The 25673-nt window shown below is 55.0% G+C and carries 25 protein-coding genes and 1 riboswitch; of the genes, 12 read left to right on the top strand and 13 right to left on the bottom strand.

Annotated features, from left to right (window positions below; genetic code table 11):
* The 3 genes from LBO03_05815 to LBO03_05805 form a co-directional block, all read right to left on the bottom strand.
* On the bottom strand, nucleotides 1-1368 hold a 1368-nt coding region (locus LBO03_05815), incomplete at its 3' end, for a hypothetical protein (protein ID MDR3349106.1).
* 4 nt (nucleotides 1369-1372) lie between these two features.
* Entirely contained in the window at nucleotides 1373-2323 is a 951-nt protein-coding gene (locus LBO03_05810; GenBank protein ID MDR3349105.1) for a site-specific DNA-methyltransferase, read from the bottom strand.
* Between the two features lie 5 nt (nucleotides 2324-2328).
* Nucleotides 2329-2556, bottom strand: coding sequence for a helix-turn-helix transcriptional regulator (locus LBO03_05805; protein MDR3349104.1), 228 nt, complete (start codon nucleotides 2554-2556; stop codon nucleotides 2329-2331).
* Nucleotides 2557-3119: 563 nt separating this feature from the next.
* A riboswitch (cobalamin riboswitch) is annotated at nucleotides 3120-3373 on the top strand.
* A 179-nt stretch (nucleotides 3374-3552) separates the two neighbouring features.
* Between LBO03_05805 and LBO03_05800 the strand changes: the two genes are divergently transcribed.
* From LBO03_05800 to LBO03_05785, 4 genes are all read left to right on the top strand, one after another.
* The gene (locus tag LBO03_05800) at nucleotides 3553-4062 is read left to right on the top strand and encodes a hypothetical protein (GenBank protein ID MDR3349103.1); all 510 of its coding nucleotides are present in this window, start codon (nucleotides 3553-3555) and stop codon (nucleotides 4060-4062) included.
* Between the two features lie 155 nt (nucleotides 4063-4217).
* Nucleotides 4218-4859 carry a MotA/TolQ/ExbB proton channel family protein gene (locus LBO03_05795; GenBank protein MDR3349102.1) on the top strand — a complete coding sequence of 214 codons (642 nt, stop codon included), beginning with the start codon at nucleotides 4218-4220 and terminating at the stop codon, nucleotides 4857-4859.
* Nucleotides 4856-5272 carry a biopolymer transporter ExbD gene (locus LBO03_05790; GenBank protein ID MDR3349101.1) on the top strand — a complete coding sequence of 139 codons (417 nt, stop codon included), beginning with the start codon at nucleotides 4856-4858 and terminating at the stop codon, nucleotides 5270-5272. The genes LBO03_05795 and LBO03_05790 overlap by 4 nt, the downstream gene beginning before the upstream one ends.
* Nucleotides 5269-5976, top strand: coding sequence for an energy transducer TonB (locus tag LBO03_05785; GenBank protein ID MDR3349100.1), 708 nt, complete (start codon nucleotides 5269-5271; stop codon nucleotides 5974-5976). Before LBO03_05790 ends, LBO03_05785 begins: the two co-directional genes overlap by 4 nt.
* Before the next feature lie 25 nt (nucleotides 5977-6001).
* Here the strand turns inward: LBO03_05785 and LBO03_05780 are convergent, their stop codons facing one another.
* Complete coding sequence (locus LBO03_05780; GenBank protein MDR3349099.1) at nucleotides 6002-7690, bottom strand: STAS domain-containing protein; 1689 nt, start codon at nucleotides 7688-7690, stop codon at nucleotides 6002-6004.
* Between the two features lie 108 nt (nucleotides 7691-7798).
* Between LBO03_05780 and obgE the strand changes: the two genes are divergently transcribed.
* The 6 genes from obgE (at nucleotide 7799) to LBO03_05750 (ending at nucleotide 15854) form a co-directional block, all read left to right on the top strand.
* Nucleotides 7799-9067, top strand: a complete 1269-nt coding sequence (gene obgE / locus LBO03_05775) for a GTPase ObgE (protein ID MDR3349098.1) — start codon at nucleotides 7799-7801, stop codon at nucleotides 9065-9067.
* Nucleotides 9068-9182: 115 nt separating this feature from the next.
* A complete protein-coding gene (gene proB / locus LBO03_05770; GenBank protein MDR3349097.1) occupies nucleotides 9183-10409 on the top strand; it encodes a glutamate 5-kinase in 1227 nt (408 codons plus the stop codon).
* Nucleotides 10318-11571, top strand: a complete 1254-nt coding sequence (locus LBO03_05765; GenBank protein MDR3349096.1) for a glutamate-5-semialdehyde dehydrogenase — start codon at nucleotides 10318-10320, stop codon at nucleotides 11569-11571. The genes proB and LBO03_05765 overlap by 92 nt, the downstream gene beginning before the upstream one ends.
* Nucleotides 11572-11641: 70 nt before the next feature.
* Entirely contained in the window at nucleotides 11642-12820 is a 1179-nt protein-coding gene (locus LBO03_05760) for a hypothetical protein (protein ID MDR3349095.1), read from the top strand.
* A 75-nt stretch (nucleotides 12821-12895) separates the two neighbouring features.
* Complete coding sequence (locus LBO03_05755) at nucleotides 12896-14071, top strand: FIST C-terminal domain-containing protein (protein ID MDR3349094.1); 1176 nt, start codon at nucleotides 12896-12898, stop codon at nucleotides 14069-14071.
* Nucleotides 14072-14165: 94 nt separating this feature from the next.
* Nucleotides 14166-15854 carry a response regulator gene (locus tag LBO03_05750; protein MDR3349093.1) on the top strand — a complete coding sequence of 563 codons (1689 nt, stop codon included), beginning with the start codon at nucleotides 14166-14168 and terminating at the stop codon, nucleotides 15852-15854.
* 61 nt (nucleotides 15855-15915) lie between these two features.
* Here the strand turns inward: LBO03_05750 and rnhA are convergent, their stop codons facing one another.
* Entirely contained in the window at nucleotides 15916-16479 is a 564-nt protein-coding gene (rnhA, locus tag LBO03_05745) for a ribonuclease HI (GenBank protein ID MDR3349092.1), read from the bottom strand.
* Between the two features lie 107 nt (nucleotides 16480-16586).
* Here rnhA and LBO03_05740 point away from each other — a divergent pair, with 107 nt between their 5' ends.
* Both LBO03_05740 and LBO03_05735 read left to right on the top strand, forming a co-directional pair.
* Nucleotides 16587-17462: a methylenetetrahydrofolate reductase gene (locus LBO03_05740; GenBank protein MDR3349091.1), complete on the top strand. Its 876-nt coding sequence runs from the start codon at nucleotides 16587-16589 to the stop codon at nucleotides 17460-17462.
* 3 nt (nucleotides 17463-17465) lie between these two features.
* Nucleotides 17466-18257, top strand: coding sequence for an EFR1 family ferrodoxin (locus LBO03_05735; GenBank protein MDR3349090.1), 792 nt, complete (start codon nucleotides 17466-17468; stop codon nucleotides 18255-18257).
* Nucleotides 18258-18322: 65 nt separating this feature from the next.
* Here the strand turns inward: LBO03_05735 and LBO03_05730 are convergent, their stop codons facing one another.
* The 8 genes from LBO03_05730 to LBO03_05695 are packed head-to-tail and all read right to left on the bottom strand — an operon-like array spanning nucleotide 18323 to nucleotide 25449.
* Nucleotides 18323-18709 (bottom strand): metal-dependent transcriptional regulator, encoded by a 387-nt coding sequence (locus LBO03_05730; protein ID MDR3349089.1) that lies wholly within the window; start codon nucleotides 18707-18709, stop codon nucleotides 18323-18325.
* Between the two features lie 25 nt (nucleotides 18710-18734).
* Complete coding sequence (locus LBO03_05725) at nucleotides 18735-19175, bottom strand: FMN-binding protein (GenBank protein MDR3349088.1); 441 nt, start codon at nucleotides 19173-19175, stop codon at nucleotides 18735-18737.
* Nucleotides 19159-19854 carry an ABC transporter ATP-binding protein gene (locus LBO03_05720; GenBank protein MDR3349087.1) on the bottom strand — a complete coding sequence of 232 codons (696 nt, stop codon included), beginning with the start codon at nucleotides 19852-19854 and terminating at the stop codon, nucleotides 19159-19161. The genes LBO03_05725 and LBO03_05720 overlap by 17 nt, the downstream gene beginning before the upstream one ends.
* Before the next feature lie 9 nt (nucleotides 19855-19863).
* Complete coding sequence (locus LBO03_05715) at nucleotides 19864-20997, bottom strand: ABC transporter permease (protein MDR3349086.1); 1134 nt, start codon at nucleotides 20995-20997, stop codon at nucleotides 19864-19866.
* Nucleotides 20998-21001: 4 nt separating this feature from the next.
* A complete protein-coding gene (locus LBO03_05710; GenBank protein MDR3349085.1) occupies nucleotides 21002-22279 on the bottom strand; it encodes an ABC transporter permease in 1278 nt (425 codons plus the stop codon).
* A 12-nt stretch (nucleotides 22280-22291) separates the two neighbouring features.
* Nucleotides 22292-23608 carry a Fe-S-containing protein gene (locus LBO03_05705; GenBank protein ID MDR3349084.1) on the bottom strand — a complete coding sequence of 439 codons (1317 nt, stop codon included), beginning with the start codon at nucleotides 23606-23608 and terminating at the stop codon, nucleotides 22292-22294.
* 12 nt (nucleotides 23609-23620) lie between these two features.
* Nucleotides 23621-24190: an iron transporter gene (locus tag LBO03_05700; GenBank protein ID MDR3349083.1), complete on the bottom strand. Its 570-nt coding sequence runs from the start codon at nucleotides 24188-24190 to the stop codon at nucleotides 23621-23623.
* A gap of 56 nt (nucleotides 24191-24246) precedes the next feature.
* Entirely contained in the window at nucleotides 24247-25449 is a 1203-nt protein-coding gene (locus LBO03_05695) for an FTR1 family iron permease (GenBank protein MDR3349082.1), read from the bottom strand.
* Between the last annotated feature and the right edge of the window lie 224 nt (nucleotides 25450-25673).

Below are 25673 nucleotides of genomic sequence, written 5' to 3'. Positions count from 1 at the left end.
TGCCACGCTGCCCAAGCGCGGAAGCCGGCACAACTTTTTAACACCGTTTTGCGGGTCTGTAATTTCAATCTCCTTGTTTTCCCGCAGGTCAAAAGCGTTTGAGCGGAACAGCAAACTCGGCAGATTTATCGCGTTGGCTCTCGTCATAGCGATATTTGACACTTGCAAAGCAAATGAAGATTTATCGGCAGCATAAGTCGTGGCGAAAGCGTTCTCAACGCCGATTGCGCTTTCTTTCACCGCGAGAATTTCTTTCGCGATTGTTCCCGTTCCGCAACACGGATCAATGGCGGGAGCGGTCAAATCGGCAATGCCGGCTTTAACAAGTATCTCGGCGAGTTTCGGCGGTGTGGTGAACACGCCCGATACGCTCCGCTTGAACTGATTGACGGCGCTTTCAAGCACGGATTGCAACGCCGATTGCGGGATTTGCGCCAAGCCATTTTCGGACAGGAACGCGTTATAATCGGTCAAGTCCGTCCACGTTGCGGCAGGCAAAAGTTCGCTATATGGCACGGATTCAAAGACGTTGAAAAAGTCGCATTGCGCCGTGATTTCCTCAAACACTTTCAGCGCGTCGGCGGGCAACATATCCTCGTCAATGCTTTCAACAACCGTCGCCGGGTTGTGATTCCCTTTAATCATATTGGCGATCGTGAATTTGTTGATCCAGTTCAAGAGAACATACTTTGCGTAAGCGGAATACCGGCTCGTCTCATCGAATTTATACTCTTTTTCAACGCTACGCCACCATTGTGAAATATGCGCTGCAATGGTGGTATTCGTGACGCTCGCGTTTTGGATATGCTCCGCCGTAAGATTCTTGTTGCGCCGTATGAGTTCCGCAAAAATCGAGTCCGTAACAATGTCTCCGATTTTTGCGGGACGCAACTCGCCCGACGCGAAAAAGCCGTTGATTTCTCGGAGCATTTCTCCAATCAACGATTCCCAATCGGATTTATATGTAGCTACGTCAGCGCGAGTGCGGATATGACTCGTCCTGTCCCATTCTCGCACTTTGCTCCAACTGTCCGCGCTTTTGACATACATTACGCCATAGGAGAAATTCCAGATAACACAACTATTCACGCGGAGAACATCAGCCTTGCGCTTAGCGTCGGCAACAAATGCCGAATCGGTAATCGGAACGTCGGGCATCTTGACTTCCCAACCCTGCAAAATTTGAGTGCGGGCGTTATCGCCGTACACCAAAACATCGGGGAACATCGTTTGATTCCCCGTGTTGAGTGTACTTTCGCCGCCGACGGACTTGATTTGCCAAGTGTTGCGCTTGACTATCGCGTCCATCAGCTTTATGAGTTCAATAGCCTCACTGCGTTCGTTGTTCACTTTAGCGTAACGCGGCATATAATCAATCCTCCGCAAAGTCCGCTATCAACGGGCTAACGTATATCGTTTCACGCTCTTTGCGCGGCAGATTACGCCACGCGTCGCGCAATCTGTTTTCAGCAACGGCTATGTAATCAATCTCGCCGCGTTTGAACAGAGCAACGTCCTCATTTTTCTCAATACCGATGAAGTTTCGTCCCTCCAACATCGCCGACACTAAGAACGAACCGCTCCCGCAAGTATTATCAAGAACCACGTCCCCTGGTTCGGTGTAGGTGCGGATAAGATACCGCCCAAGCTCCACAGGCTTCTGCGTCGGGTGAACGACTTCGCCCTCTGATTCGGCGGTCTTGACGTAGATTATATCCGTCGGATAACGTTCGCCGTCGCTGTGAACGTGAACAGGCTCGAAGTCTCCATAACAACCGCTTAACTGGTTCTTTCTCACGCCCTTGTCGTACGCCGTTCCCTGCGTCATCTGCGGGTGATATGTCGGCTGACGCTGATAAAATACGCACACGTCCTCGTGCTTGCGGAGCGGTTGCTTTTTGGCGTTTAGGAAGTTAGTGGGCTTAGACTTCTCCCACACCCATTTATACTTAAATAGCTTCTCTTGACTGAGTATGAGTTTCGCTGTAAACACACCGTGCGAAGTAAGGGCAATCACGCCGTTTGCCTTGATTATGCGGAGATATTGTTCCCACAGGCGGTCAAGCGGTATGTAGCTGTCCCAAGCGTTTTGCGTCATGCCATACGGCAAATCGCAGAGTATCATGTCAATCGAGTGTTCGGGAATGACCTCCATCTTTTCAAGGCAATCCGCCTCGAAAACACGATTAAGCAAGTCCTCGATACTCGAAGCGGCCACGCGCCGACTCACGGGTGCCTCGGCAATCGCCGCAACACGGCGGTCAAGCCGAACCCGATTCGATGAAGCACCTGCGTTGACGGCAGCTCTGTTTGTAAGCGGCATCGCGCTTACCTCGCTTTCCGCGCCGGTTGTTCTTCGGGCGCAAGTTCCATAATGTCGCCGGGTTCGCACGCAAGCGCACGGCAGATTCTAACCAGTAAATCGGTGTTGACGTTCTCACCGTTTTTCATTTTCGCAAGCGACGACGGGCTTACGTTTGCGGCTTTGCAAAGCTCGCCTTTCATCATATTTTTGTCAATCAAGAGCTTCCACAGCTTATTATAGCTGACACCCACGGCAATCACCTCGCTCAGACTTCAACCATCTTTCGCATTGTAGCACACTTGACTTGGAATTGCAAGAGAAACTTTTGAGATTTCATAAATATTTTCTCGTAGTAAGAATTCGAGGATGGTTCTCCAGGCGAATTGCACATCTCAATCATCTCTGTAAATCTATCTTGTTGTGCGATATGCTGAATTTGACAAACCCCCTTGACAAACCGCCCCGAACGGCGCAAGTCGTTGGCAATGGCCAAGGCCAAGTATGCGTTTCTGCTTATAAACTGCACATTTGGCTATCGCAAAACGGCATACAGGGGCATAGGCAAAAATCTCCACAGGCGGCGCATTTTGTTTTGCGGCGCGAACCTTTTGATGCGCGCGAGGCCGGGCGGCCGGCGGCCCATATAGGCCGAGGGGGTGAAGCGCGCCCATTTAGCGCCGAAAAGGCAGATTGCGAGGTTGAAACCGCTTCCAAATGTCGCAGGCCGGCCGCGCAATATTTCCCGCAAATCGGTTGACGCAAACGCAAAGCGATGTTATCATTTAAGCAATCCTTGACAATTTTATAGCATTTTATTTTATACAAGGCAGCAGATGCCCGTAAGGGCTTAATAAGTAAGTCCGGGACAATGGCCGGCCGGCCATAGGTTTCGGCGCGGTACCGCCGCTGTAAGGGCGAGCTCGTTTCTCAGGGACGTTGCGGCGCAATGTCCCGACAGCCACTGGCATGGACAAAATTTATGGACAGCCATAAATAAAGCATTGCCGGGAAGGCGAAACGCGCCATGACCCCCGAGCCAGAAGAATTGTCCGCTGCATACCGTTTTTGGCCCGCGGGTGTTCGGGAAGGCTGATGGTCTTTAAAGAAATCTTGCCACGGTTTGACCGAACCTCTTGTAAACAGGAGGTTCTTTTTGTTTTTCCCGGCAAACCGGGCGCCATTTCCGTCATGAGTACGGCAAGGCATGGCAATGCGAAAAAAAGCAAACGAGTAAAGGAGTGGGAACGATGGCCGAGGGCGACAATACGGAAGCTCTGGCGGCGGCAGACAGCAAAACCAATCCCAAGGCGGAAAAATTCCGGGAATTTCTTGCGGGAATCAAAATAAGCCCTTTCCGGGCGGAAATAATCGGCGACGAGGCGCTAACCGTGCTTTTTCGCACTATGCTGACCGTGCACAAGCAGCAACTGCCGCTCATTTTCTTTACCGATGCGAGCATTTACGCCATGATTCGGATCCTCATCCTGCCGGCGGCAATGAACAGCAACAAGCGGACGAAAGTGATAGAGTACCTAAACGGATTAAACTCTAGGTACAAGATTTTCAAATATTCCATAACCGCCGACAGCGACATTGTGCTTGACATATCGCTGCCCTGCGCGCCGGAATTCTTTGACCCGCGCGTGGTCATGACGGCGGTTGAGGTTGCCGCCGGCCATTTGAACGAAATATTCTTTGAGTTTATGCGGCAGGTGTGGGGCGATGACGACAGCGCCGGTTTGTCTGCCCTAAATTAAGCAATAACGCTCCTATATTAAAATCATGCTGTCTTTGCGGCTGATTCCGCGCCCCCGCTTTGCTTTGATGCTTTGCCGGACAAGGCGGCAATTGTCCCGCAAATCTTAAGTCATGTTTTAATCCGCGAACAGTAAATAAGAAAGGAAAACGAAGCATGGCCTTTTTTTCAGACGCAGTAAGTTGGTTCCTGAAAGGCGGGCCGGTCATGTGGCCGTTGCTCTTGTGTTCGCTGGTCCTTTTTTGGTTGGGCATAGAGCGCTGGTTGTTTTACCGCGCCGCCCTTTCCGGGCCGGAATTTGCGGAAAAGTTCCTGGCCCTTGCATCCGGCGGCCAATGGCCGGAGGCGCGGCGGCTTGCCCAAGAAACGAAAGGCGAGGAGGCGGCGCTGGCTCTGAGCATCATGGACAGCGACAAAAGCGGCGCCCGGCTGGAAGCCTTTGCGTCCGCTAAAGCGGAGCGCGCCATTGGCAAATTTGAAGAATATATATCGTATATTGCGGTCATCGTTACCCTTTCCCCCGTATTGGGGCTTTTAGGCACCATCACCGGCATGATCGCCTCTTTCGACGCGCTGGACGAACGTATGCAAAACCCTATGGCGGTAACCGCCGGCATCAGCGAGGCGCTCATTACCACCGTTTTTGGCCTGTGCATCTCCATCGTGGCGATCTGCGTCCATACTTGGTTTTCCCAAAAAATGAAAGTGGCTTCCCTAAACATAGAGGAAACCGCCAACACGCTGCTGGGGGCACTTACGGCAAAGGAAGCTTCTGCCGCCGGAGACAAAAAACCATGATCAAGCTAAAGCACGGCAAGCTCGCCAAACCGCCGGAATTGATGATCAGCCCGATGATCGACATGATCTTTTTGCTTTTGGTTTTTTTTATCTTCGCGACTATGTACATGAGCGAGATAAAAACTATCGATTTGCGCCTGCCTTCCGCCCAAAACGCCAAAACGGACGCCCCTCCTTCTTTTGTCGTTACGGTAAAGGATGACGGGCGGCTGTTTTTGGATGACCGGCCGGCGGAGGCAAACGAAATAATTGCCCTGGCTGCCGACGCCGGCAGGCGCGACAGTAAATTCGCCGTGCTCATAAGGGCAGACAGGGAAACTGATTACAGGCATGTGGTGGCCTTTCTCGACAAATTAAAAGGCGGCGGCATAACTCGTGTGGCGCTGGCGACCCAAAGCGGTGAGGAAAAATGAATGGCCGCAAGCGTCATGCCGCCGGCTTTTGCGGATCCTTGCTCGCCCATCTCCTGCTCGTTGCGCTTCTTGCCGTTTTGGGCGTCTTTACTGTAGCCGTTCCGCCATCACTTACGCTGGAGGTATCTTTCGCCGGCAGCCCCGGCGGCGGCGGGGGCGCGGCCGCCGCCCTTCCCCGGGCGGCGGCTGTCAGCGCGCCGCCGCCCGCGCCGGACGACATAGCCGAAGAAAAAAAGCCCCAACGGGCGCCGCAGGAAACGCCGCCCGCCCCCGCCGCGCGTCCGCCGGAAACATCCGGCGGACGCGCGGAAGGCAATGACAAAGACAATGCCGCCGGGCAGGGCACGGGCGGCATCGGTTCAGGCGACGGCAAAACGCAGGGAAAGAGCCGGGGCGGACAGGGCGGCGGGAGCGGCCAAGGGACGCAAAGCGCCCTGCCGCGCATGATTTACTATAAAGAGCCCAATTACCCATCGTCGGCCATAGCGGCCGGCGCGCAGGGAACGGTGAGCATCCGGCTGTTCGTCAGCGCGCGCGGCGCGGTGGAAAACGTATCATTGGAAAAATCTTCCGGCTGGCGGGAAATTGACGCTTCGGTTTTAACGGCCGCGAAACAATGGCGTTTTTCTCCGGCCAAAGACGCTGTTGGGAAAAGCATGGCCTGTTATGTGGATTTGCCGGTTAATTTTCGTTTGCGAAAGTAACCGGCCGGCGATTTTCCTGCGGCGGTCATTGGACGGTGGCCGGCGGCCTGATTTTGCCGGCCGCCGTTTTGTTTTCCGCCGCCGCGAGGATTTTTCTGCTGCGTTCCAAAGCGGAGGCAAAATCCTTCCAATAAATCCTCTTGCCGGCCACGGAAAATATCCCTGCCTTGTGCAGGCTGTAGCGCACGTCGTTATTGGCTTCGGTCAAGAGCGTCCTGACGTTGCGCTTTTTCAGTTTGACAATGACGTTTTTGAGCGTCTCGATCGCGGTCATGTCGGCGAAAGGGACGTGATACAGACGGATGATGAGTATTTTGGGATAGGTATTGGTATAGGCGAGCGTCCGTTCAAATCTTTCCACCGCGCCGAAAAAGAGCGGACCTTCGATCGCGTAGGCAATCGTGCCTTTAGGCAGCGCCCTTTCCGGTTCGTTCCCGAGTTCTTCGCTGCTCACCTTGTGTACGTCCACCGACGCAGTCATGCGTTTCATAAAATGCAGTATCGCCAGCAGCACGCCGACATTGACCGCTACCACCAAGTCGGCGAAAACGGTCAGCAAAAAAGTGACCAAGAGGATGATCACGTCCGCCGCCGGCGCTTGGCGGATCATGTAGACGAAGTATTTGACGTCGCTCATGTTGTAGGCTACGACGAAAAGTATCGCCGCCATGGCCGCCAGCGGTATGTAAGAGGCGGCCGGCGCGAAAAAAAGCACAACGAGAAAGAGAGCCGCGCACTGGATTATGCCGGACAAGGGGCTGTTGCCGCCGTTGCGCACATTGGTGGCGGTACGGGCGATCGCGCCGGTCGCCGCTATGCCGCCAAAAAGCGGGGAGAAAATATTGGCGATCCCCTGCCCAATCAATTCCTGATTGGAGTCGTGCCTGGTATCGGTCATGCCGTCGGCCACCACCGCCGAAAGCAGCGATTCAATCGCGCCGAGGATGGCGATGGTAAAGGCCGGGCCCACGAGCGTAAATATAGTCGCCAAGTCGGAAGCTGGCCAAACAAAGGTGGGCGGGCTTTGCGCAATGCCGCCGAAGGCGTTGCCGATGGTTTTGACGCCCGGAAAATCAAACCACGTCTGCAGGCCGGTAGCCAGCAGCATCGCGATGAGCGGGCTGGGGATGCGGCTGAACTTTTTTATTTTCGGAAAAAATATTATTGTCAGGATGCTTACTACGGCCAATCCGAGGGTGGCCGGATGAAACTGCGGCAATACCTGCAAAAGCGCCCACGCTTTCTCGTGAAAATGTCCGCCCCCTGTTTTGGGCAGTCCGAAAAAATACTGCCATTGCCCAACGCAGAGGACTACGCCGATCCCGGCGGTAAAACCGACGATGACCGGCTTGGGGATGAATTTTATGACCCCCCCGAATTTGGCCAGGCCCATACAGACGAGCATGGCGCCCGCCATGATCGTCGCGGTCTGCAGCCCGGCCATGCCGTGCGATGCCCCTATGCCGGACAGGAGCATGACGAAAGCCCCGGTCGGGCCGGCTATCTGTACGCGGCTGCCGCCGAACAGCGATACGCAAAGCCCGGCGACAATCGCCGTGTATATTCCCTGCTCCGGCTTGGCGCCCGAGGCTATGGCGAAGGCCATGCCCAAAGGGATGGCGATAACGCTGATAATAAGGCCTGACACCAGATTGCGCGGCCAATATTTCCGGGCGAACAGGCCGGCCTTTTTTGCTTCAAGAAAGGCAATCATTTTTTCACTCCCAAATTTAGACGCATGAATTATTTTGTTTGATTTAATGCAAATAACATGTACAATATAATAAGTAAATTATAATCATTTGTCAACAAGGAGTCCGCAATGTTTACAGACAAGGCCAGGATATATGTCAGGGGAGGCAAAGGCGGCGATGGGATGTTGGGTTTCCGCCGCGAGAAATACGTTCCCCGGGGCGGCCCGTCCGGCGGCGACGGCGGGCGCGGCGGCAGCGTGATATTGCTGGCGGATGCAAATATCAATACGCTGGTGGATTTTCGCTACAAGCGCAAATTCGAGGCCAGCCCCGGCGGGCGCGGCGGCACGAGCAATTGTTTCGGCGCGGCCGCCCCGGACATAGTGATAAAAGTTCCCATAGGGACGATAGTCTACGACGAAAAAACAGAAACGCCGCTTTCCGACCTCAAGGAACACGGGCAGGAGTTTATCGTGGCGCGCGGCGGGCGCGGCGGACGCGGCAACGCCAAATTCGCCGACAGCGTGAACAGGGCGCCGGCTTTCGCGGAAAAAGGCGAGCCGGGCGAGAGCCGCTGGGTTAGGCTGGAGCTTAAGCTTTTGGCTGACGTGGGGCTGATCGGCTATCCCAGCGTAGGCAAGTCCAGTATCATTGCCAGGGTGTCGGCCGCCAAGCCGGAGATAGCGGCTTATCACTTCACCACCCTCAGCCCGGTTTTGGGCGTCGTCAGCATGGGCGACGATGCGAGTTTCGTGCTGGCGGACATACCGGGGCTTATTGAGGGCGCGCATAGCGGCGCCGGCCTCGGGCACGACTTCTTGCGGCATATAGAGCGGACGCGCGTACTCATTCACGTCGTTGACGCGTCCGGGCTGGAAGGGCGCGACCCTATCGACGATTTTGAAAAAATAAACGAAGAATTGGCGCTTTACAGCGAGCAATTGGCGGCGCGCCCGCAGCTTGTGGCTGCCAATAAAATGGACCTGCCGCAGGCCAAAGAGCACTATGCCCGCCTGTCATCTTATGTCGGGGCAAAAGGGCGCGCCATATTGCCGGTGTCGGCGGCCAGCGGCGAAGGGCTGCCGGAGCTTATGCGCCGCGCCTGGGACGCGCTGAAAGATGCCCCGGCCATGCCTTTGGCCGTCTGCCCGTCCGCCTTGCCGGAGGAAGACGGCGACGCTTTTGCCGTCAGGCGCGAAGATGACGGCACGTTTTGCGTAACAGGCCGCAATATCGAAAAACTTGTAGCCATGACGGATTTTGCCAACGACGAAGGGCTGCGCCGCTTTCAGCGCATTTGGCGGCGCATAGGCATAGAAGACGCGCTGCGCGCGCGCGGGATCAAAGAAGGCGACAGCGTGCGCATAGCGGACATGGTATTTGATTTCGCCGATTAGCGCGGCGGGCGGGCATTTGCCGCGCTTTAAACAAACATATTTGAGTTGTTGGCATTGGCATTTGCGGCCGTGAACGCTGTAAAACAGTCAGGGGGCAGGGAAAGGAAGCGGTATCGTGTTGACGCGCGCGACTCTTATCGGCGCCAGGCGAATAGTGGTCAAGGTTGGGACAAGCACTCTTACCGATGCGGCGGGGAGGCTTGACGGCGATTATATAAATACGTTGGCCGGCCAGTTGTCCGCCCTCCGGCAAAGCGGCAAGGAAATAATATTGGTAACTTCGGCGGCGGTCAGCGCGGGAGCGGAGCGCATGGGCCTTAAAGAGCGCCCGGCGACCATTCCCGGCAAACAGGCGGCGGCGGCGGTAGGGCAGGGCATACTCATGCAGCTTTACGAGAAATCCTTCGCCGCGCGCGGCCAAATCATAGGGCAGATATTGATGACGCGCGAGGATTCGGTCAGGCGCGAGCGCTACGCAAATCTGCGCAACGCCTTTGAGGCTCTTTTTTCCTGCGGCGCCATCCCGATTGTAAATGAAAACGACGCGGTGGCGGTAGATGAATTGAAGATCGGCGACAACGACACCCTTTCGGCGCAGGTTGCCGGCATGGCCGATGCGGATCTGCTTGTCATCCTTTCGGACATTAAGGGGCTTTACACGAACAACCCCGCTAAAGACCCGCGCGCCCGGCTGCTTTATGAGGTCCCGTCCATAACGGGCGGCATTGAGGCGCTGGCCGGCGGCGCCGGTTCAAAACACGGCGTCGGCGGTATGGTTACCAAAATCCAGGCGGCCAGGATCGTGGTGAATTCCGGCATAAGCATGGTGATCGCCGACGGGCGCGAAAAAGACGTACTGCCCCGTATTCTCGCCGGGGAGAGCATAGGCACTTTTTTTGTGTCGCGCAAAAACCGCTTGAAATTAAAAAAACGCTGGCTGGCTTTCGGCGCGCGCGCCAGGGGCATCCTTTATGTCGACGGCGGCTGCGCGGATGCGCTCGCGAAAGGTTCCAGCCTTTTGCCGGCGGGGGTTACCGATTGCGAAGGCGATTACGAAGCCGGCGCCACGCTCAGCGTTTGCGCCGCCGGCGGGCGGGAAATAGCGCGCGGCCTTTCCAATTATTCGGCGCGGGAGGTGGCTGCCATAAAAGGCGCCAAAAGCCAGGAGATAGAAAAACTGCTGGGCTACAAATCTTTTGATGAGATTATTCACCGCAACAATATGGTCTTTATAGCGGGAGGGAAACAAGATGCGTACAGCGGACATGATTGCGTCCGTAGCCAAAGCGGCCAAAGCGGCGGCGGCGGGTTTGGCGGGCGTTTCGGCGGCGGCGAAGAATGAGGCGCTCAACATTATGGCCGGGAAGCTTGCCGATAACGCGGGCAGGATCCTTTCAGAAAACAGCAAGGATATGGAAGCGGCGCGCGCAGGCGGCATGCGCGAAAGTATGCTGGACAGGCTGCTGCTGACCGAGCGGCGGATCGCGGATATGGCGGCCGGGCTAAAGCAAGTAGCCGCCCTGCCCGACCCGGTAGGCGAAATAGTGTCAGGGCGGGAAACAGCCAACGGGCTGCATATCGCCAAAGTACGCGTCCCTTTCGGCGTGATCGCGATCATCTACGAGGCGCGCCCCAATGTTACGGCGGACGCTGCCGGCCTGTGCGTCAAAACCGGCAACGCCGTAATACTGCGCGGCGGCTCCGAAGCCATCAATTCCAACCGGGCAATCGCAAAAATATTGGCCGAAGCCGCCCTCAAAGCGGGATTGCCGGCGCATTGCGTGCAATTTGTCGATACCGTTGACCGGGAGGCGGTAGACAGCATCATCCGGCTGCGCGGCTTTATAGATCTTGTCATACCGCGCGGCGGCGCCGGGCTGATAAAAAAAGTGGTGGAAAACAGCCTTGTGCCGGTAATCGAAACGGGCATCGGCATCTGCCATACTTTTATCGACGAAACCGCTGATTTCGCTATGGCGTCGGACATCGCTTTCAACGCCAAAGTGTCGCGCCCTTCCGTCTGCAACGCCATGGAGACGCTGCTGGCGCACGAAAAAATCGCGCCCTCATTCCTGCCATCCATGCTCGATAGGCTGGCGCAGGCGCAAGTCGAGATTTTTGGCGATGAAAGGACGCGCAGCCTTTGGCCGAAGGCCCGCATTGCGACGGAAGAAAGCTGGGCGACCGAATACGGCGACCTTAGGCTGTCGGTGAAAGTGGTGCCTGACATCGAAGGGGCGATAGAACATATCGGACGCTACGGCAGCAAACACTCCGAGGCGATCGTAACGCGCGACTTGGAGAACGCCAGGCTGTTTCAAAAGCGCGTGGACGCGGCGGCCGTCTATGTCAACGCTTCCACGCGCTTTACAGACGGTTTTGAATTCGGCTTTGGCGCCGAGATCGGCATCAGCACGCAGAAACTCCACGCACGAGGGCCTATGGGGCCTGTGGAATTGACTGCTTTCAAATATATAATTGACGGAAACGGCCAGACAAGATGATGTTTTTCCATCTGCCGGGTGTTGTTTGCCGGTTTGCGGCAACATTCCGATTTAGGAGGACATATTGAAAATGGTTAAAACCGCGACGATGTACACCTATGATTTGGATGACGCCGAACGGGCGCTGGCCGAGGTGAAAAATCAGCTGAAAAACCAGGTGGAGCTGATGAAAAACACGGTGGGAATCCTTATATGCGACCCGGAATTTGTCAAAAGCGGCGTGGCAAAAACCATTTGCGCCGGGCTGCCCTTTCCGATTGCCGGCATGACTTCCGTGGCGCAATCGGTAAGCGGCGAAGTCGGGCGGCTTCTCCTCACGCTTATGGTGCTGACCTCGGACGATGTCTTTTTTGCCGTAGGCACGAGCGCCACGGCCAGCAACAAGGGCGATGTTTTCGCCAACGCCGAGCTGCCATACGCGCAAGCAGCCGGGCGCCTTGGCGCAAAACCGGAAATGATCATGCTTTTTTCGCCGTTTAGCTTGGGAACGCCAGGCAATATCTATGTGGATGCCTTTTCTGTATTGTGCCCGGATGTCCCTGTTTTCGGCGCCTTTGCCATGGACGATCTGCCTAAGTTTACGGACTGCCTGACCATCAGCAACGGCAGCGCATCCGAAGACGCTATTGCCTTTATTCTCATCGGCGGCAACGTAGCGCCGCGGTTTTTCATCACCAATGTTTCCGAAGAGAAAATGGCCTGCGCCCACAGTAAAATAACAAAATGCCGCGGCAATGTCCTCATGGAAGTAAACGGCGCGCTGGCCGTGGACCACTTCACAAAGTTCGGGTTGGCCAAAGGCGGAGCGTTGGCCGCCGGATTACGGTTCCTGCTCTTGGCGATGGATCGCGAGAAGCGCAAAGGCCCCGACGATCCGCCGATCCTTAACGAAGTGTGTTATTTTGACCAAAGCGGCTTCGCTATCTGCCAGGAGGATTTAAGCGCAAATTCCACATTTGAGGTAGCCATTTTCCCTAACGAGTACATCCTCGGCACAAGCCAAAATTTGATAGAAAAATTAAACGCCGCGCAACCTATCCAAGCGATCATCATGTTTTCCTGTGCCGCGCGCCGCTTGTCCTTGCGCAACGAGCCGCTTGCGGAGCTGTATCTCGTAGCCGAAACCGTCAGCAGGGGCACGCCTTATATGATCGCCTGCACCGGCGGCGAAATCTGTCCCGTTCCCGACGGCGCGGGCGCGCTGGTAAACCGTTTCCACAATTACGCGCTGATCGCCTGCATTCTTTAGCTTACAGGCGCGGCCAAAACCCAAGGTATGCGCAATTGGTTCATGAGAAGATTTTTTAAGGGAGGCGTTTCACAAATGCTCAAAACCGCAGCAATATTTACCTATGAATTAGACGATGCCGAACTGGCGCTGTCGGAACTTAGGGAACAGTTAAAAAGCCAAATTGTGCTGATGAAAAACACGGTAGGCATCCTCATGTGCGACCCGGAATTTATCAGGACGGGCATGGTAAAAGCCGTCTGCGCCGGGCTGCCCTTCCCGATCGCCGGCGCCACGACCATGGCGCAGTCAATAAACGGCGAAACAGGGAGGCTTGTCCTTACGCTCATGGTTCTGACCTCGGACGACGTCTTTTTCTCCGTGGGGGCAAGCGGGCCGATCAACAAAGACAATATTTTGGCGGCAGCCGAGTCGTCTTACGCGGAAGCGGCCAAGCGCCTCGGCGCCGCTTTGGAAATGATCCTGCTTTTCCCGCCGCAGCACATGGAAATATCCGGCAACCGTTATTTGGACGCTTATACCAGGTTGTGCCCAAACACGCCCGTCTTCGGCACTTTCGCCGTGGACGACCTGCCTGAGTTTACCGATTGCCTGACCATCAGCGAAGGCAACAGTTCCAAGGAAGCCGTTTCTTTTATTCTTGTCGGCGGCAATGTGGCGCCGCGCTTTTTCATTGCCACTATTTCCGGGGAAAAGATGCTGCCTTACGGCGGCGAAATCACTAAATCAAAAGACAATGTGATTATGGAAATAAACGACATGCGCGCCTACGAATATTTTGAAAGCATCGGGCTGGCCAAAGAAGGCGCGCTTGACCCGGGCCTGCAGTTTTTGCCTTTTGTGCTTGATTTTAAAGGCAGGGAAGATTACGACGCAGTGCCGGTCGTCTACGAGCTGATCGGCCTTGATGAAAACGGTTTCGCGGTTTGCCGGGGCGACATGTATCAAAACTCCACCTTTAAACTGGGGATTTTTGAAAGCGAAGACATTCTTGCCACCAGCAAGGAAATGATCAAAAAAATAAACGCCGAAAAGGACATCCAGGCGCTCATCATATTTTCCTGCCTTGGCCGCCGCCTGTCTTTGGGCGCGGAGCCGCTTAAAGAATTGAACCTCATAGCCGAAACCATTAACAGCGGCACGCCTTATATGGTAGCCTATTCCGGCGGCGAAATTTGCCCCACTTCAAGGACCAAGGATTCGGTAACCAACCGATACCATAATTATTCGCTAGTCGCTTGCATTCTTTGATGCCGGATCAATATGCCGCGCCCCGGCGCAAATAAGCCATAAATTAACCGGGGGACATTGTAAACTACGAATAACAGGCGCAGGGAAGAAAATTATGGACGAAACTGTCAACAAGGAAGAATACGAGCAGTTAATGAAAAATATGCGCGCCCTGGAAGCGGAGAACAAAAAACTTGTCCGCAAAATGCGCGCCGATGAAAAGCTTACCGAATCCATTCGGGTCCACATGAATATACAAATGAATATCGGCAAAATGATGCTGGCGGACAAAATCAAGCAGGAAAAATACAACAAGCTGTTTTTGTCCCATTGCCCCGACATTATTTTCATACTCGATAAAAACATGAAATATATCATGGGGACAAATTCCATCGCCCCCCTGCTGGGCATAAAAGATACGCCGATCCTTACCGGCCGTGATTTTTCCTCGATTGCCGAGCGGTATTTTTGCGCCGGCTTTCGCGCCGACCTGCTGGCGGCAATAAGCAGCGCGGTCTGCACCGGGCAGCCTTTTGAATGTCGCCGCCGCCGCCTTAACCTGTCGGCCAACGGGCGCAATTACGAAATAGTCGTGGCTTCTTTGGCCAACGAGGAGAAGGAATTTGACGGCGTCCTTGTCCTGATGCACGATTCCACCGAGCTTACGGCCGCCAAGGAAATGGCGGAGAAGGCCAGCCGGGTGAAATCCGAATTTCTCGCCACCATGTCGCATGAAATACGGACGCCGATGAACGCGATCATTGGCTTGCACGATTCGATTGCCCGGGAACCGCTGTCCGAGAAGCAAAAAATTTACCTGAACACCATGAAAATGTCTTCGCGCGCTCTGCTTACAATTATAAATGACATACTGGATTTTTCCAAAATTGACGCCGGAGAAATAACCGTCGAACCGGTCGATTTCGATCTAAAAGAATTTATCTGCGGCCTTTCCGCCGATGCGGAAGCGTCCGCCCGGCAAAAAGGGCTTTCCTTTTCCCTTTTCCTGTCGCCGGACCTTCCGCGGCATATTTGCGGCGACGAAAAAAAAATGCGGCAGATTATCGTCAATGTCTTAACCAATGCCGTAAAATACACAAACGCGGGCAGGATAGAACTTGCGGTTACGCTCTTCGGCGAACGCCTGTGTTTTAGAGTCAAAGATACGGGGATCGGGATAAAGGACGAAGACATTGATAAAATCTTTTCGCCTTTTGAACAGCTTGACCTGCGGAAGAAAAATGGCATAGCCGGCACGGGCCTGGGGCTGGCTATTTCCGAAAGGCTGTGCGCCGCCATGGGCGGCAGCATAAGCGCCGAAAGCGCACACGGAAAAGGCTCCGTCTTTACCGTGCTGCTGCCTTGGGCGCCCGGCGCGGAAAAAACCGAAGAAGCGGAAGCGTTGTATTTTTCGGCGCCGGCGGCCAAAGTGCTGGTAGTGGACGACATTGACGTAAATTTGATGGTGGCCGAGGCGGTACTGGCAGAATACGGCATCGCGCCGGATTTGGCCGAATCCGGCGCCAAGGCGCTGGAATTTTTGCAAAAAAAACAATACGACGTCATCTTCATGGATCAAATGATGCCAGGCATGGACGGAATAGAGACCACCCGGCGGCTGCGCGCCCTCGGCGGCTATTACGCCGAGGCGCCGGTAGTGGCGCTCACCGCCAACGTAATGCATGGTTCGGTTGAAGTGTTTAAAAAAGCCGGTTTCAGCGACTTTGTGTCAAAACCGATCGAACAGGGCAAAATGTCGCAATGTTTGCGCCGCTGGCTGCCCAAGGAAATTATATGCCATTAGATGCCCGGCAGTCAAAGGCCGGGCAATGCGCAAATGTTGCCGCCGATTGCTCAAAGCGCGCTCAAGAGGAAAAATGCTCGCCCAGCAAGAAAAAGTCCCCGTCAGTTCCCGCTTTTTGCGCGGCTTTGCGCGCCAGTTCGTCGCAGCGCTCATTTTCCTTTTGCCCTTGGTGCCCGGGAACATAATGCCAGGCGATCTCGAACCGCGCACTCAGCCCGTCCAGCTTCTCCCATAGATCCTTGTTTTTGACCGGCTTGTTGCCGGCGGTTTTCCATCCCTTCTTCTTCCACTGCGCTATCCAGCCTTTGACAAAGCCGTTCAGCACATACTGGCTGTCAATATAAATATCGACGCGGCAAGGGCGGGAAAGCTGTTCCAGCGCCCGTACCGCGCCGGTCAGCTCCATGCGGTTGTTGGTGGTTTGCCTCTCGCCCCCCCACAATTCGCGGCCTTGCGCGCCGTAGCGCAATATCGCGGCATAGCCGCCCGGCCCCGGATTGCCAAGGCAGGAACCGTCCGTATATATGACCACACTATTTTGCATGGAACCACCTTTTTTTATGTTTTTCGCGTACCGAACAAGGCCGCTGTTGACACTTGGCGCTATTTGAGCTAATATTAGCATACATAGGCCGTGCGGCGCAAATATTTGTCCGCTTTGCATCCGGGCGGCTGCCGGCGGCGCCCTCTGGCGATCGGGATTTTAATTATAGCGAGGTGCCGACCACAATAATGAAAATAGCGGAAATTTTTCTGCGCAAACCCACCACCGTATCCTTTGAAATATTCCCCCCCAAACCAGATGCGCCGTTTGCGCCTGTGCTGGACGCTATAAACAGGCTGTCGGCTTTGCGGCCCGACTTTATCAGCGTAACTTACGGCGCGGCCGGCGTACATCGCGGGTGTACCATGGAAATAGCCGAACATATAGCCGCCTGCGGCATAGCGGCGCTCGTGCACCTTACTTGTATCGCCAGCAGCCCAAAAGAAACGGACGACATATTGGAAGCCCTCAAGGAACGCCACCTGCGCAATGTACTCGCCCTGCGCGGCGACCCGCCCGTCGGCGATCCGCCCTTCGGTTACCCCATGCTGGCCGGCAAGATTTTCGCCAAGGACCTGGTGGAAAGGATCAAGTCGTCCGGCGGGTTTTGCGTAGCCGCCGCCGCTTATCCGGAAGGGCATCCGGAATGTCCGAACCGCGCCTTGGAACTGTTTTACTTAAAGGAAAAAATTGCCGCCGGCGTGGATTTTCTGATCACGCAGATTTTCTTTGACAACGCTTTTTTCTACGGCTTCCTGGAAGAGCTTGACCGCGCAGCGGTCGCGCTGCCCGTATCGGCCGGGATCATGCCCGTGTTTTCCCAAAAACAAGTAGAGCGCATTTGCGCTTTGTGCGGCGCTTCCATTCCCAAAAAATTGCGGCTTTTGATGGACAAATACGGGCACAGCCAGGATGAAATGCAAAAAGCCGGGCTGGAGTACGCTTCGCTGCAAATAGAAGATCTCCTCGAACACAACGTGCGCGGCGTACACCTTTATACAATGAACCGGCCGGAACTGGCGGAGTTTTTGGTTGCCAACACAAAATTAAGGCAGGCGCTGTGAATTATGGACAGCAAACAAGCGGATATTTATGTTTTTTCCGGATCCGGGAACACTTTTTTGCTGGCGGAAACCGTTGCCGATATCCTAAGCGGCAACAACTGCCAGGCAACGCTTCATCCGATCGGCCGTTTTTCCGCTTCCGGGCCGGAGCGGGCGCTGGGGATAGCTTTTCCCGTGGCCTGTATGTCCACCTACCCTTTCATAATTGAATTTTTGCGCAGCCTTCCGCCCGGCAACGGGCGGGAAGCGTTTCATGTCGGCAGCATGGCCGCCAATTCGTTCGGGATGCAAGAGCCGATCAGAAAACTGCTGGTTAATAAAGGCTACCGGCCGATCGGCAGCCGTGTGCTGAAGATGCCGTCAAATTACGGCAAAAACCTTAACCCCAAATCGCTTTCCAACCAAAACGTCATCAAAGAAGCCATCGTTCAAGCCGCTAACTTCGCGGGGCAACTGCTTACGGGAAAAAGCCGCTGGGAACGGATCTTCGCGCCTTGGTCGGGCTTTTTTCACAACCTGGCCGGCAAAGATAAGCCCTGGCGGCTTTTTAAGAAAATGTTTCCGCTTAAGATAAATAAGAAATATTGCGTAAAATGCGGCTTCTGCCAAAAAATTTGCCCCGCCGCGTCCATAGGCAAGGACGCCGACGGCAGCTTTTACATCGCCGATACCTGCGTAAGCTGCCAGCACTGCGCCGCTTTTTGTCCGCAACAGGCGATCGGGATAGACGGCGAATCCGGCAAAGCTTACAAAGTAGTCGAATACAGCCATCTGGAACAAGCCCTGCGGCAATGACGCGGCAAGCGCGCGGCCAGCATCCGGTTTATATTTTCGAGGCCGCGCCGGCCGGCGCGGCTGTTTCAATTTTCCGCGCCGGTATCAAGATAATGGCTGATGGATTGGTAACACTCAAAACTTATGACGTGCTCTATGCCGCAGGCGTCTGTTTCCGCCGTCCGGTCCGCGACTTTGAGCACTTCTTTCAGGAAACGGCTGACCACGCTGTTTCTTTTCAGGATAAATTCCGCTTGCCGCGCGCCGGCATCGGTAAGATGGACGGTAGCGTATTTGCTCTTGGTCAAAAGGCCCTTGCCTTGCAGCGTCTTAGTGGCATAACACGCGCTGGCTTTGCTTTTGCCCATGCGCGCCGCTATATCGCTTATGCGTATGGGGTTTCGGGAAGCGAACTCGCCTATGCCGTAGATGGTTTTTAAATAATCTTCCATTGCGGGAGAAAGTTTTTCCATGCTCTGTTTCCCATCCTGTTGCTTGTTATTTTTGCGCCGCTTTAAGCGCCTTGTCCGCCGCTTCCATAAACTGCCGGTAACTCTCCGTGGCGCCGCTCAGGGCGTCTATGCCTTTGGGGGTTTTATTTTGCTTTAGCTTGTCGTTGTAAAGCTGCATGGCTTTTACGGCGAACTGCGCCTTGTTATAAAAATCGCGGTTGGAAATCGCGCCGTTCACTTTCCCGTAGTCCTGATCCTTGATCTTGCCCTCCCCCTCTTTCAGGTAGGTTACGTATTTGCTGTCGGATATTTCGCCGCCTTTGACGGTTATGGTTATCTCGCCGTAAGCGCCCCGCTGGTCTTTGGAGCTGACCGCCCGGTAAACCCCGTCTTTGTAGCCGGCGCCGGCGCCGGAGCCGCAGCCTGCCGCGAACGCCAATGCCGCCACTAAGCACGCTTGCGCGGCTATTTCAGTTAACTTGTTCATTCGGTACGCCTCCGTCATTTTTATTAAAGATTTGTTTCGCGACGCGCCCGTGTTCCAAGACGATTACCCTTTCCGCCTCCCGCGCGACTTCCGGATCGTGCGTTACCACGATAATCGTGCTTCCTTCCCGGTGCAGTTTGCGGAAAATATCCAAAACCACGCCTTCGTTGGCTTCGTCAAGATTGCCGGTCGGCTCGTCCGCCAAAATAAGCGCCGGGCAGTTGATAAGCGCGCGCGCTATGCAAACCCTCTGCTGCTCGCCGCCGGAAAGCTGGCTGGGCAGATGGCGCACCCTGTCTTCCAGCCCAACGCGCGCAAGGGCTTTTAAGGCTTCTTCCTCGTCCGGCATGCTATGGTAATATTGGGCGAGCATTACGTTTTCCAGCGCGGTCAAATAGTTGATAAGATGAAACTGTTGAAAAATAAGGCCGATTTTGTCGCGCCTGATTGCGGTAAGCGACCCGCCGCTTTCTTTTGATATGTCTACGCCGTCCAGCCGCACCGCGCCGCTTGATGGCTTGTCCATACAGCCGATTATATTCATCATGGTGGTTTTGCCGGAGCCGGAAGGTCCCACGATCGCCAGCCATTCGCCCTTGCGCACGGACAGGCTCACGTTTTGCAGCGCTTTTACGTTGCCGTATATTTTAGATACATCCTTAATTTCCAATATATGCATGATACGCTCCTATTCTCCGCGCAGTACAATTGCCGGATCCACCTTGGCCGCGCTTTTGGCCGGCAGCGCCGAGGCCACCCCGGTAACCAGGATGGCCGCCGCCATCGTGGACGGCAGCAGCAAAGGCGGGAAAGACAGGGGGCGGCCAAAGACATTGGCGCTGATCATCTGCGCGAACAAAAAACCGAAAATACCGCCCAGCAATCCGCCTATGCCGCCAAGCAGCAGGCTTTCGCTTAAAAATTCCGCGACTATGCTGGCGCTGGGCGCGCCCAGCGCCTTTTTTAGCCCTATTTCCCGCCGCCGCTCCGCTACTGCCGCCAGCATGGTGGTGGCGACGGAAATCATGGTCAGAAGGAGCGCGACGATCGTAACAAGATAAACCAATGCTTGCAGCCTTGCCAATACTGCAGTTTCGGACTCGGTAACTCTTCTGACCGGCCTGGCCGTAAGCCCCGGCATTTCCCCGTTTATCCGGGCGGACAGCTTCTCTATCTCATCTTTGGGCAGGGAAACGCTACATTCTACAATATCAAACCCGCCCGCGCCGGCCATATTTTCAAAATCCGGCAAAGACATGAAAATAAACGCTTCTTCCGTCCCGCCGGTCTGCAAGACGCCGGAGACGGTAAACGCGTGTTCGGAGCTTTTCCCCTGCCGGTCGGTAAAGACGGCGGTGAAACCGCTGCCGGGCGCAAGGCGGACGATATCGGCAACTTCCTGCCCGATGAGCGCTTCTTTGCCGCTACGCGGCCAATCCCCCCGCACCAGCCAATAAGGGCTGGTCTTTTGTACTTCCGACAATACGGCGCCGGCCGCCATGAAAGGCTGTTCATTTATCCTGACCGTGTTGTAGCGGTAAGCGGCCACGCCCACGATGGCGTCCGCCGGCAGGAAAAGCGCGGCTTGTTCCGCCTCGGCCGCGGTCAGCGATTCCCGGTCCCCGGCCGGCGCGAAAAGCAGATTCGCGCCGTAGGAACGAAATTCTCGGCCCATTTGCCGCGGCATATCATAATATAGGGTCGTAAGCCCCGAAAGTATGGCCGCGCCGGCCGCCACGGCCAAAATCGCCGTCAACAGTTTAAAATGGCGGCGGAGAAGGGAACAAGCGACTATTTTCAGAAAAAAAGCTTCTCTTTTCATCTCGTCACCTGCCGTGCAAAACCTGCGCCGGCCTTAACGCGAGCAACATACGGACGGCCGGGACGCTGCCCGCCAAAATAACCAAGAGGGTAAGGATGGCCACCAGCGGCATCACTACCGGTTTTGCCGTTATCGCCGCGCCGAAAACCGACTGCCCGATAATTTGGGCAAAACCCAAGCCGGCGAAATAACCGGCCGTCCCTCCGGCCAGGCCGGCAATCATGATTTGGGCGAGCAACAATAGGGATACGGGCAAATTATGCGCCCCCACCGCTTTTAAAAGCCCGATTTCGCTGCCGCGTTCCAGTACGCTGGCGGTAACCAGGTTGGATATGCCCAGCGCCGAACCCGCCAGGCTAAATACCGTAATCAGCAGCATCAACAGCTTTGTTTTCGCCAGTATCGCCCCCTCCGCTTCCGCTACCTGCCGGATGGGCTTTGCCGCCGAGTCTGTGATAACTTCGCTGATTTGATAGCAGATCGCGCTTACATAGGCCGTGCAATACCATGTTTCCCATTCTTTGGTGGAAAGGCTTTTGGGGTCCTGCGCCGCCCGGCGCGACAATTCGTTGTCCGGCGTCGTCAGGGCGCTCACTTCTATGCGGCTGACCAGGCCGGCGCGCCCTGAAAGCTCCTGCGCCGTCTTGAGCGTAACGTAAATATCCTCGTCTTCCGTGCCGCCCGCGTTAAACACGCTTTTAACTTTCAATTCCTTTTTTGTTCCCCGCGCCTCGACCGTCAGTTTGTCGCCAGGTTTCACCCCGTACCGCTCTGCGGCCAGGCTGCCGAGCATGGCGCCGCCGTCGTCTTTGTCGGCCAGCCAGTCGCCGGACAGCCGCCACCAGTTTTTCATGTTTTTCATGCCGGTATCCAGTTCCTCGCCCGTAGGCAAGGCCAAGTGATGATTAAACCACACGCCCGTAAGCCGCGCCTCGCCGCCGTCAATTTTCGCCGCCGTTTCCAGGTAAGGCGTGAAATCAACTATATTGAAAGCCCAAAATATGGTCTTTATCCGGCCAATCTCATCTTCGCGCAAATATTTGTCCGCCACGCCCTCCCCGCCGCTGACCCCATAGAGATCCCCTATGAGCGACGCGCCCTTGGGCAGGACGTTGATATTCGCGCCGTAAGTTTTCAATTCCCTGTTTACCTTGTCGCCAACGTCCAGCATGACATTGAGCATAGCGGTAGACAAAGACACCCCCAAAGCTATGGTAAAGGCGATCAGCAGCATCTTGCCCTTTTGCCGCATAAGCGCCCCCTTGACCATCCGCCAGAACATACGGCCACCCCCTCACTTGAATCTTGTTTTTTCTTTTTCCAGATCTTTTGTGTCGATCAACATGCCGCCGCCTTTTAAGGTATAGGCCAGCGGCACTGGATTGCAGCCGCCCTTGAAACCAATGGTCGATTTATTCATGACAACGTCGCAAAGCTTGCAGATGACTTGGTCGTCGCGCTCGTAATAGCCGGTGGGCCCGCATATGTCGCAGGCGTCCAGGCCCACGCCGTAGGCGACGTTGTTCTTCCTGATCACTATGAAACGCACCTGCGCGCCATTTTCGGCTTCATAGGCGTAACGGTGCAGCCGCCAGTCGCTTATCGTCTCAAGCGGCAGCACGACCATGCCGCCTTTTATCGTCATCGGCTCAATGGGCGAAAGCACTACTTCGCGTTCGGCGTACGACTTGACGGCGGTCAGGCAAAAGAACGCGCCGATATACCCGGCAATGGCCAAGGCGCTCCAGCGGCGGCGAAGGCGAAGGCCGGACTTTAGCTTGCGCAGTTCGGCGGGATTGGCGTAAGGCGATTGCACCCGTAAACTGCGTTTGTATAACAACAGAGGCAGTATCAGCGTTACCGCCATCATAATGTACAGAAAAAAATCCCGGTAATTGATCGCCGGCATCAAAAGGGCGAACAGCCAGTCCTTCATCGGTATTATCCGCCGCGCCAACAAAAATTGGACGAGCAGGGAAGATTGGGAAATCAATCCCACCGTCAGGCACAAACTGAAAATCCGGAGCAAAAAATCGCCGGACAGACAAGCGGCGGTTTTAAAGAGCGCCGCCCCAATCAGCGCCGCAAGCAGGATGCCGCATAAATAACCGGTGGCCCTGAACAGAAAATCTGTGCTGAAGGCGCTTTCGCCCGCCAGCAAAAATTCCGTCGGATATAAAAATATATCGGTAAGATAATAAAAAGCCAGCGCGGCGGCAAAAACCGCGCCCACGGATTCAAACGTCCATTCGCGCTTTTCGGCGCTTCTTCCTTTGGCGCTCCCCCATAGCAGTGCCAAAAGAAAAAGTTCCGTCGCTATGCCCGCCGTAAGGAGAACAATATTGACGTACTCACGGTTTACCAGCACCGTAAAGTTTTTGAGCGCGGCCAGCAGCAAAGCGCCTGCGGCGCCCGTAGCGAAGCCCCGGCAAGGCAGCCGCGCGCTCCGGCTTTTTGCTGCCAGGGCCGCAAAAAGTGCCAGCATGATTACGGGCAAGAGCAAATTCTGCGCCACCTGGATCAAATATTTAAGCACGGCGCCTCCTTCCAAAATCCCGTTTTGGCCGCCGCAGGCGTGTGTGCCCGTAGCGGCCAAAACGGTAAAATTCATTTGCGGATCCGATTACCAGGCTCTCGGGACAAAATTAAAATCCCATTCGGCCACCAGCGGCGCTTTCCAGAACCTGCCGGTAACGCCGGTGGTCTTGTCAATGTGCAGCAGATACCCCTGCGATTCCGGGCTTTCAATAATAAAGCGGACTTTATATTTGCCGGCGCCGTCCAATTTGACGTTCGCGCCGTAGTGCGGGCCATCGCTCGCGCTCATGGGCATGAAAGTGCCGGAAATAGTCCGGCCGCCTTCTTTTATCAGTTCATAGCGGACGGTCAGGTTGGGAACGAAATCGCCCGCGCCGTAGCCGAGCTCGTTGCCTTCCAGCGCGCTTATGTCGGCTTCTATGTGCATGTCGGAATCGGCGGCGCGCAGGCTGTTGCCGGCCGGTTCCATGTCAACGGGCTGAAAATACACGCCTGCCACATTGAGCGGGCCTACCTCGATATCGTCGCCAATCGGAAACTCTTCGAAACCGGCCGTGCTGCCAGGGGAAATCGCGCCGTAGGCGGTGCCGTAGCCAACCATGCCAACCGCCAGGGCCAAGGCAAGAAATACTGCGAACAATTTTTCTTTTCTCATTTTTTCTCCTCCAAATTTTTTATTTCAGCAGGGCCATGCCCTGTGCTGCCGAAAATTCAAGCTTCCTTTTTCCGGAACGCGCCGCTTTTGCGCATTTGCAGGCTGAAAGTGGCCAAGGTAACAGCCAACAGCACGGCCTGCGGCAAAAGGGTTTCCAGCGTCGGGTAAATGCCGAGAAGCTCGACCGAATCAAAACTGCCCACCGGCGTTACGCCGATGACGTTGCCTTCCTGCAGCTCTTTAATGCCCTTTCCCAAGAAAGAGAATGCCATAACCGCCAGCAAGGAGCTTGTGCCGATAAAGAACTGCTTTAAGGGGAGCTTTATGCTCAAGAAACGGATGGCGGCGTAAATAACCGCCAAAAGCGCGCAACCGACCCCCAGCCCTGCCCAGATCATATTGGTATAAAGCTTGGTAGTGCCCATGAGCGCCTGATAAAAAAGGATGGTTTCGGCCCCTTCGCGAAAAACGGCGAGAAAGGCCGCGAAAGCGAGTGAAAACAGGCTGCCGCCGCTGAGCGAGCTTTCCACCTTGTCCTTTATGTAGGCCGACCAAGCTTCTGCCCCGGCTTTGCCTACCATCCAGTTGCTGACGTAAAAGAGCACGGCCACGGCAACCAGCATGGTTGCGCCTTCAATTATTTCTTGGTTGGCGCCGCTCAGGCTGGCAATGTTATTTAAAGCGACCGCCAGCAAAACGCTGGCGATCAGCGCGATAAAAGCGCCGTGGTAAACCGCGCGCGCCTTCCCGGCGTTGCCGCTCTTTATCAAATAAGCGACAATCGCGCCGACCACGATGATCGCCTCAAACCCTTCCCTAGTGATGATCAAAAGCGAACTCAAAAACACGCCCCATTCGCTTTCTTTCGTGCCGTCAAGCTGATTGGCATCTTCCCTGAGCCATTTGGACAGATCGTCCAGCGCCGCCTTGACTTCAGCCGGCGGCCGTTTGTTGGTCATGGCCTTTTTTATGATCGTGAATTGATATTCCACCTTGGTGGCGCGGCTGCCGGAAATGTAGGACATCACGGTCTTCTCGAAGCCAAGCTTTTCATAAAACTGAAAATACGCGGCGTTGACCTGCCCTTTGGCGCCGTTCACATTCCCGGCCGCGTAAAGGGCGTAGGATTTGTTGAGTACCTTGTCCATGTCGTCAACAATCGCGTTCCAAGTTTTGTATTTGCTTGCCGCCGGGGCGCTCATCGGAAAAACGGCGGCCAATAAGGACAGTACGGCTAATAAAGATAAAATTCTTCGCAATTTGCTTTCTCCTTTCCGACCATAACTTGCTTTTCCGCCGCTGCCGGCCAGCGGAAGCGGACGCTGCGGGAACCGCTAAAGTTATAATGGACTAACTTTTTGGCACTTACGTTGTTAGCGTTGGATAACTTAGCTGCCCGAAAACCATGTTAGCACACACTAACTTTGTTGTCAACAATATTTTTGCTTTTGCCACCGGAACGAAGATCGCGGGGTTGAAAATG

Source organism: Acidaminococcales bacterium, assembly GCA_031290885.1.
Classification (GTDB): Bacteria; Bacillota; Negativicutes; order Acidaminococcales; family JAISLQ01; genus JAISLQ01.
The sequence above is the reverse complement of the archived record's forward strand: the minus strand, read 5'-3'. Positions and strand labels throughout refer to the sequence as shown.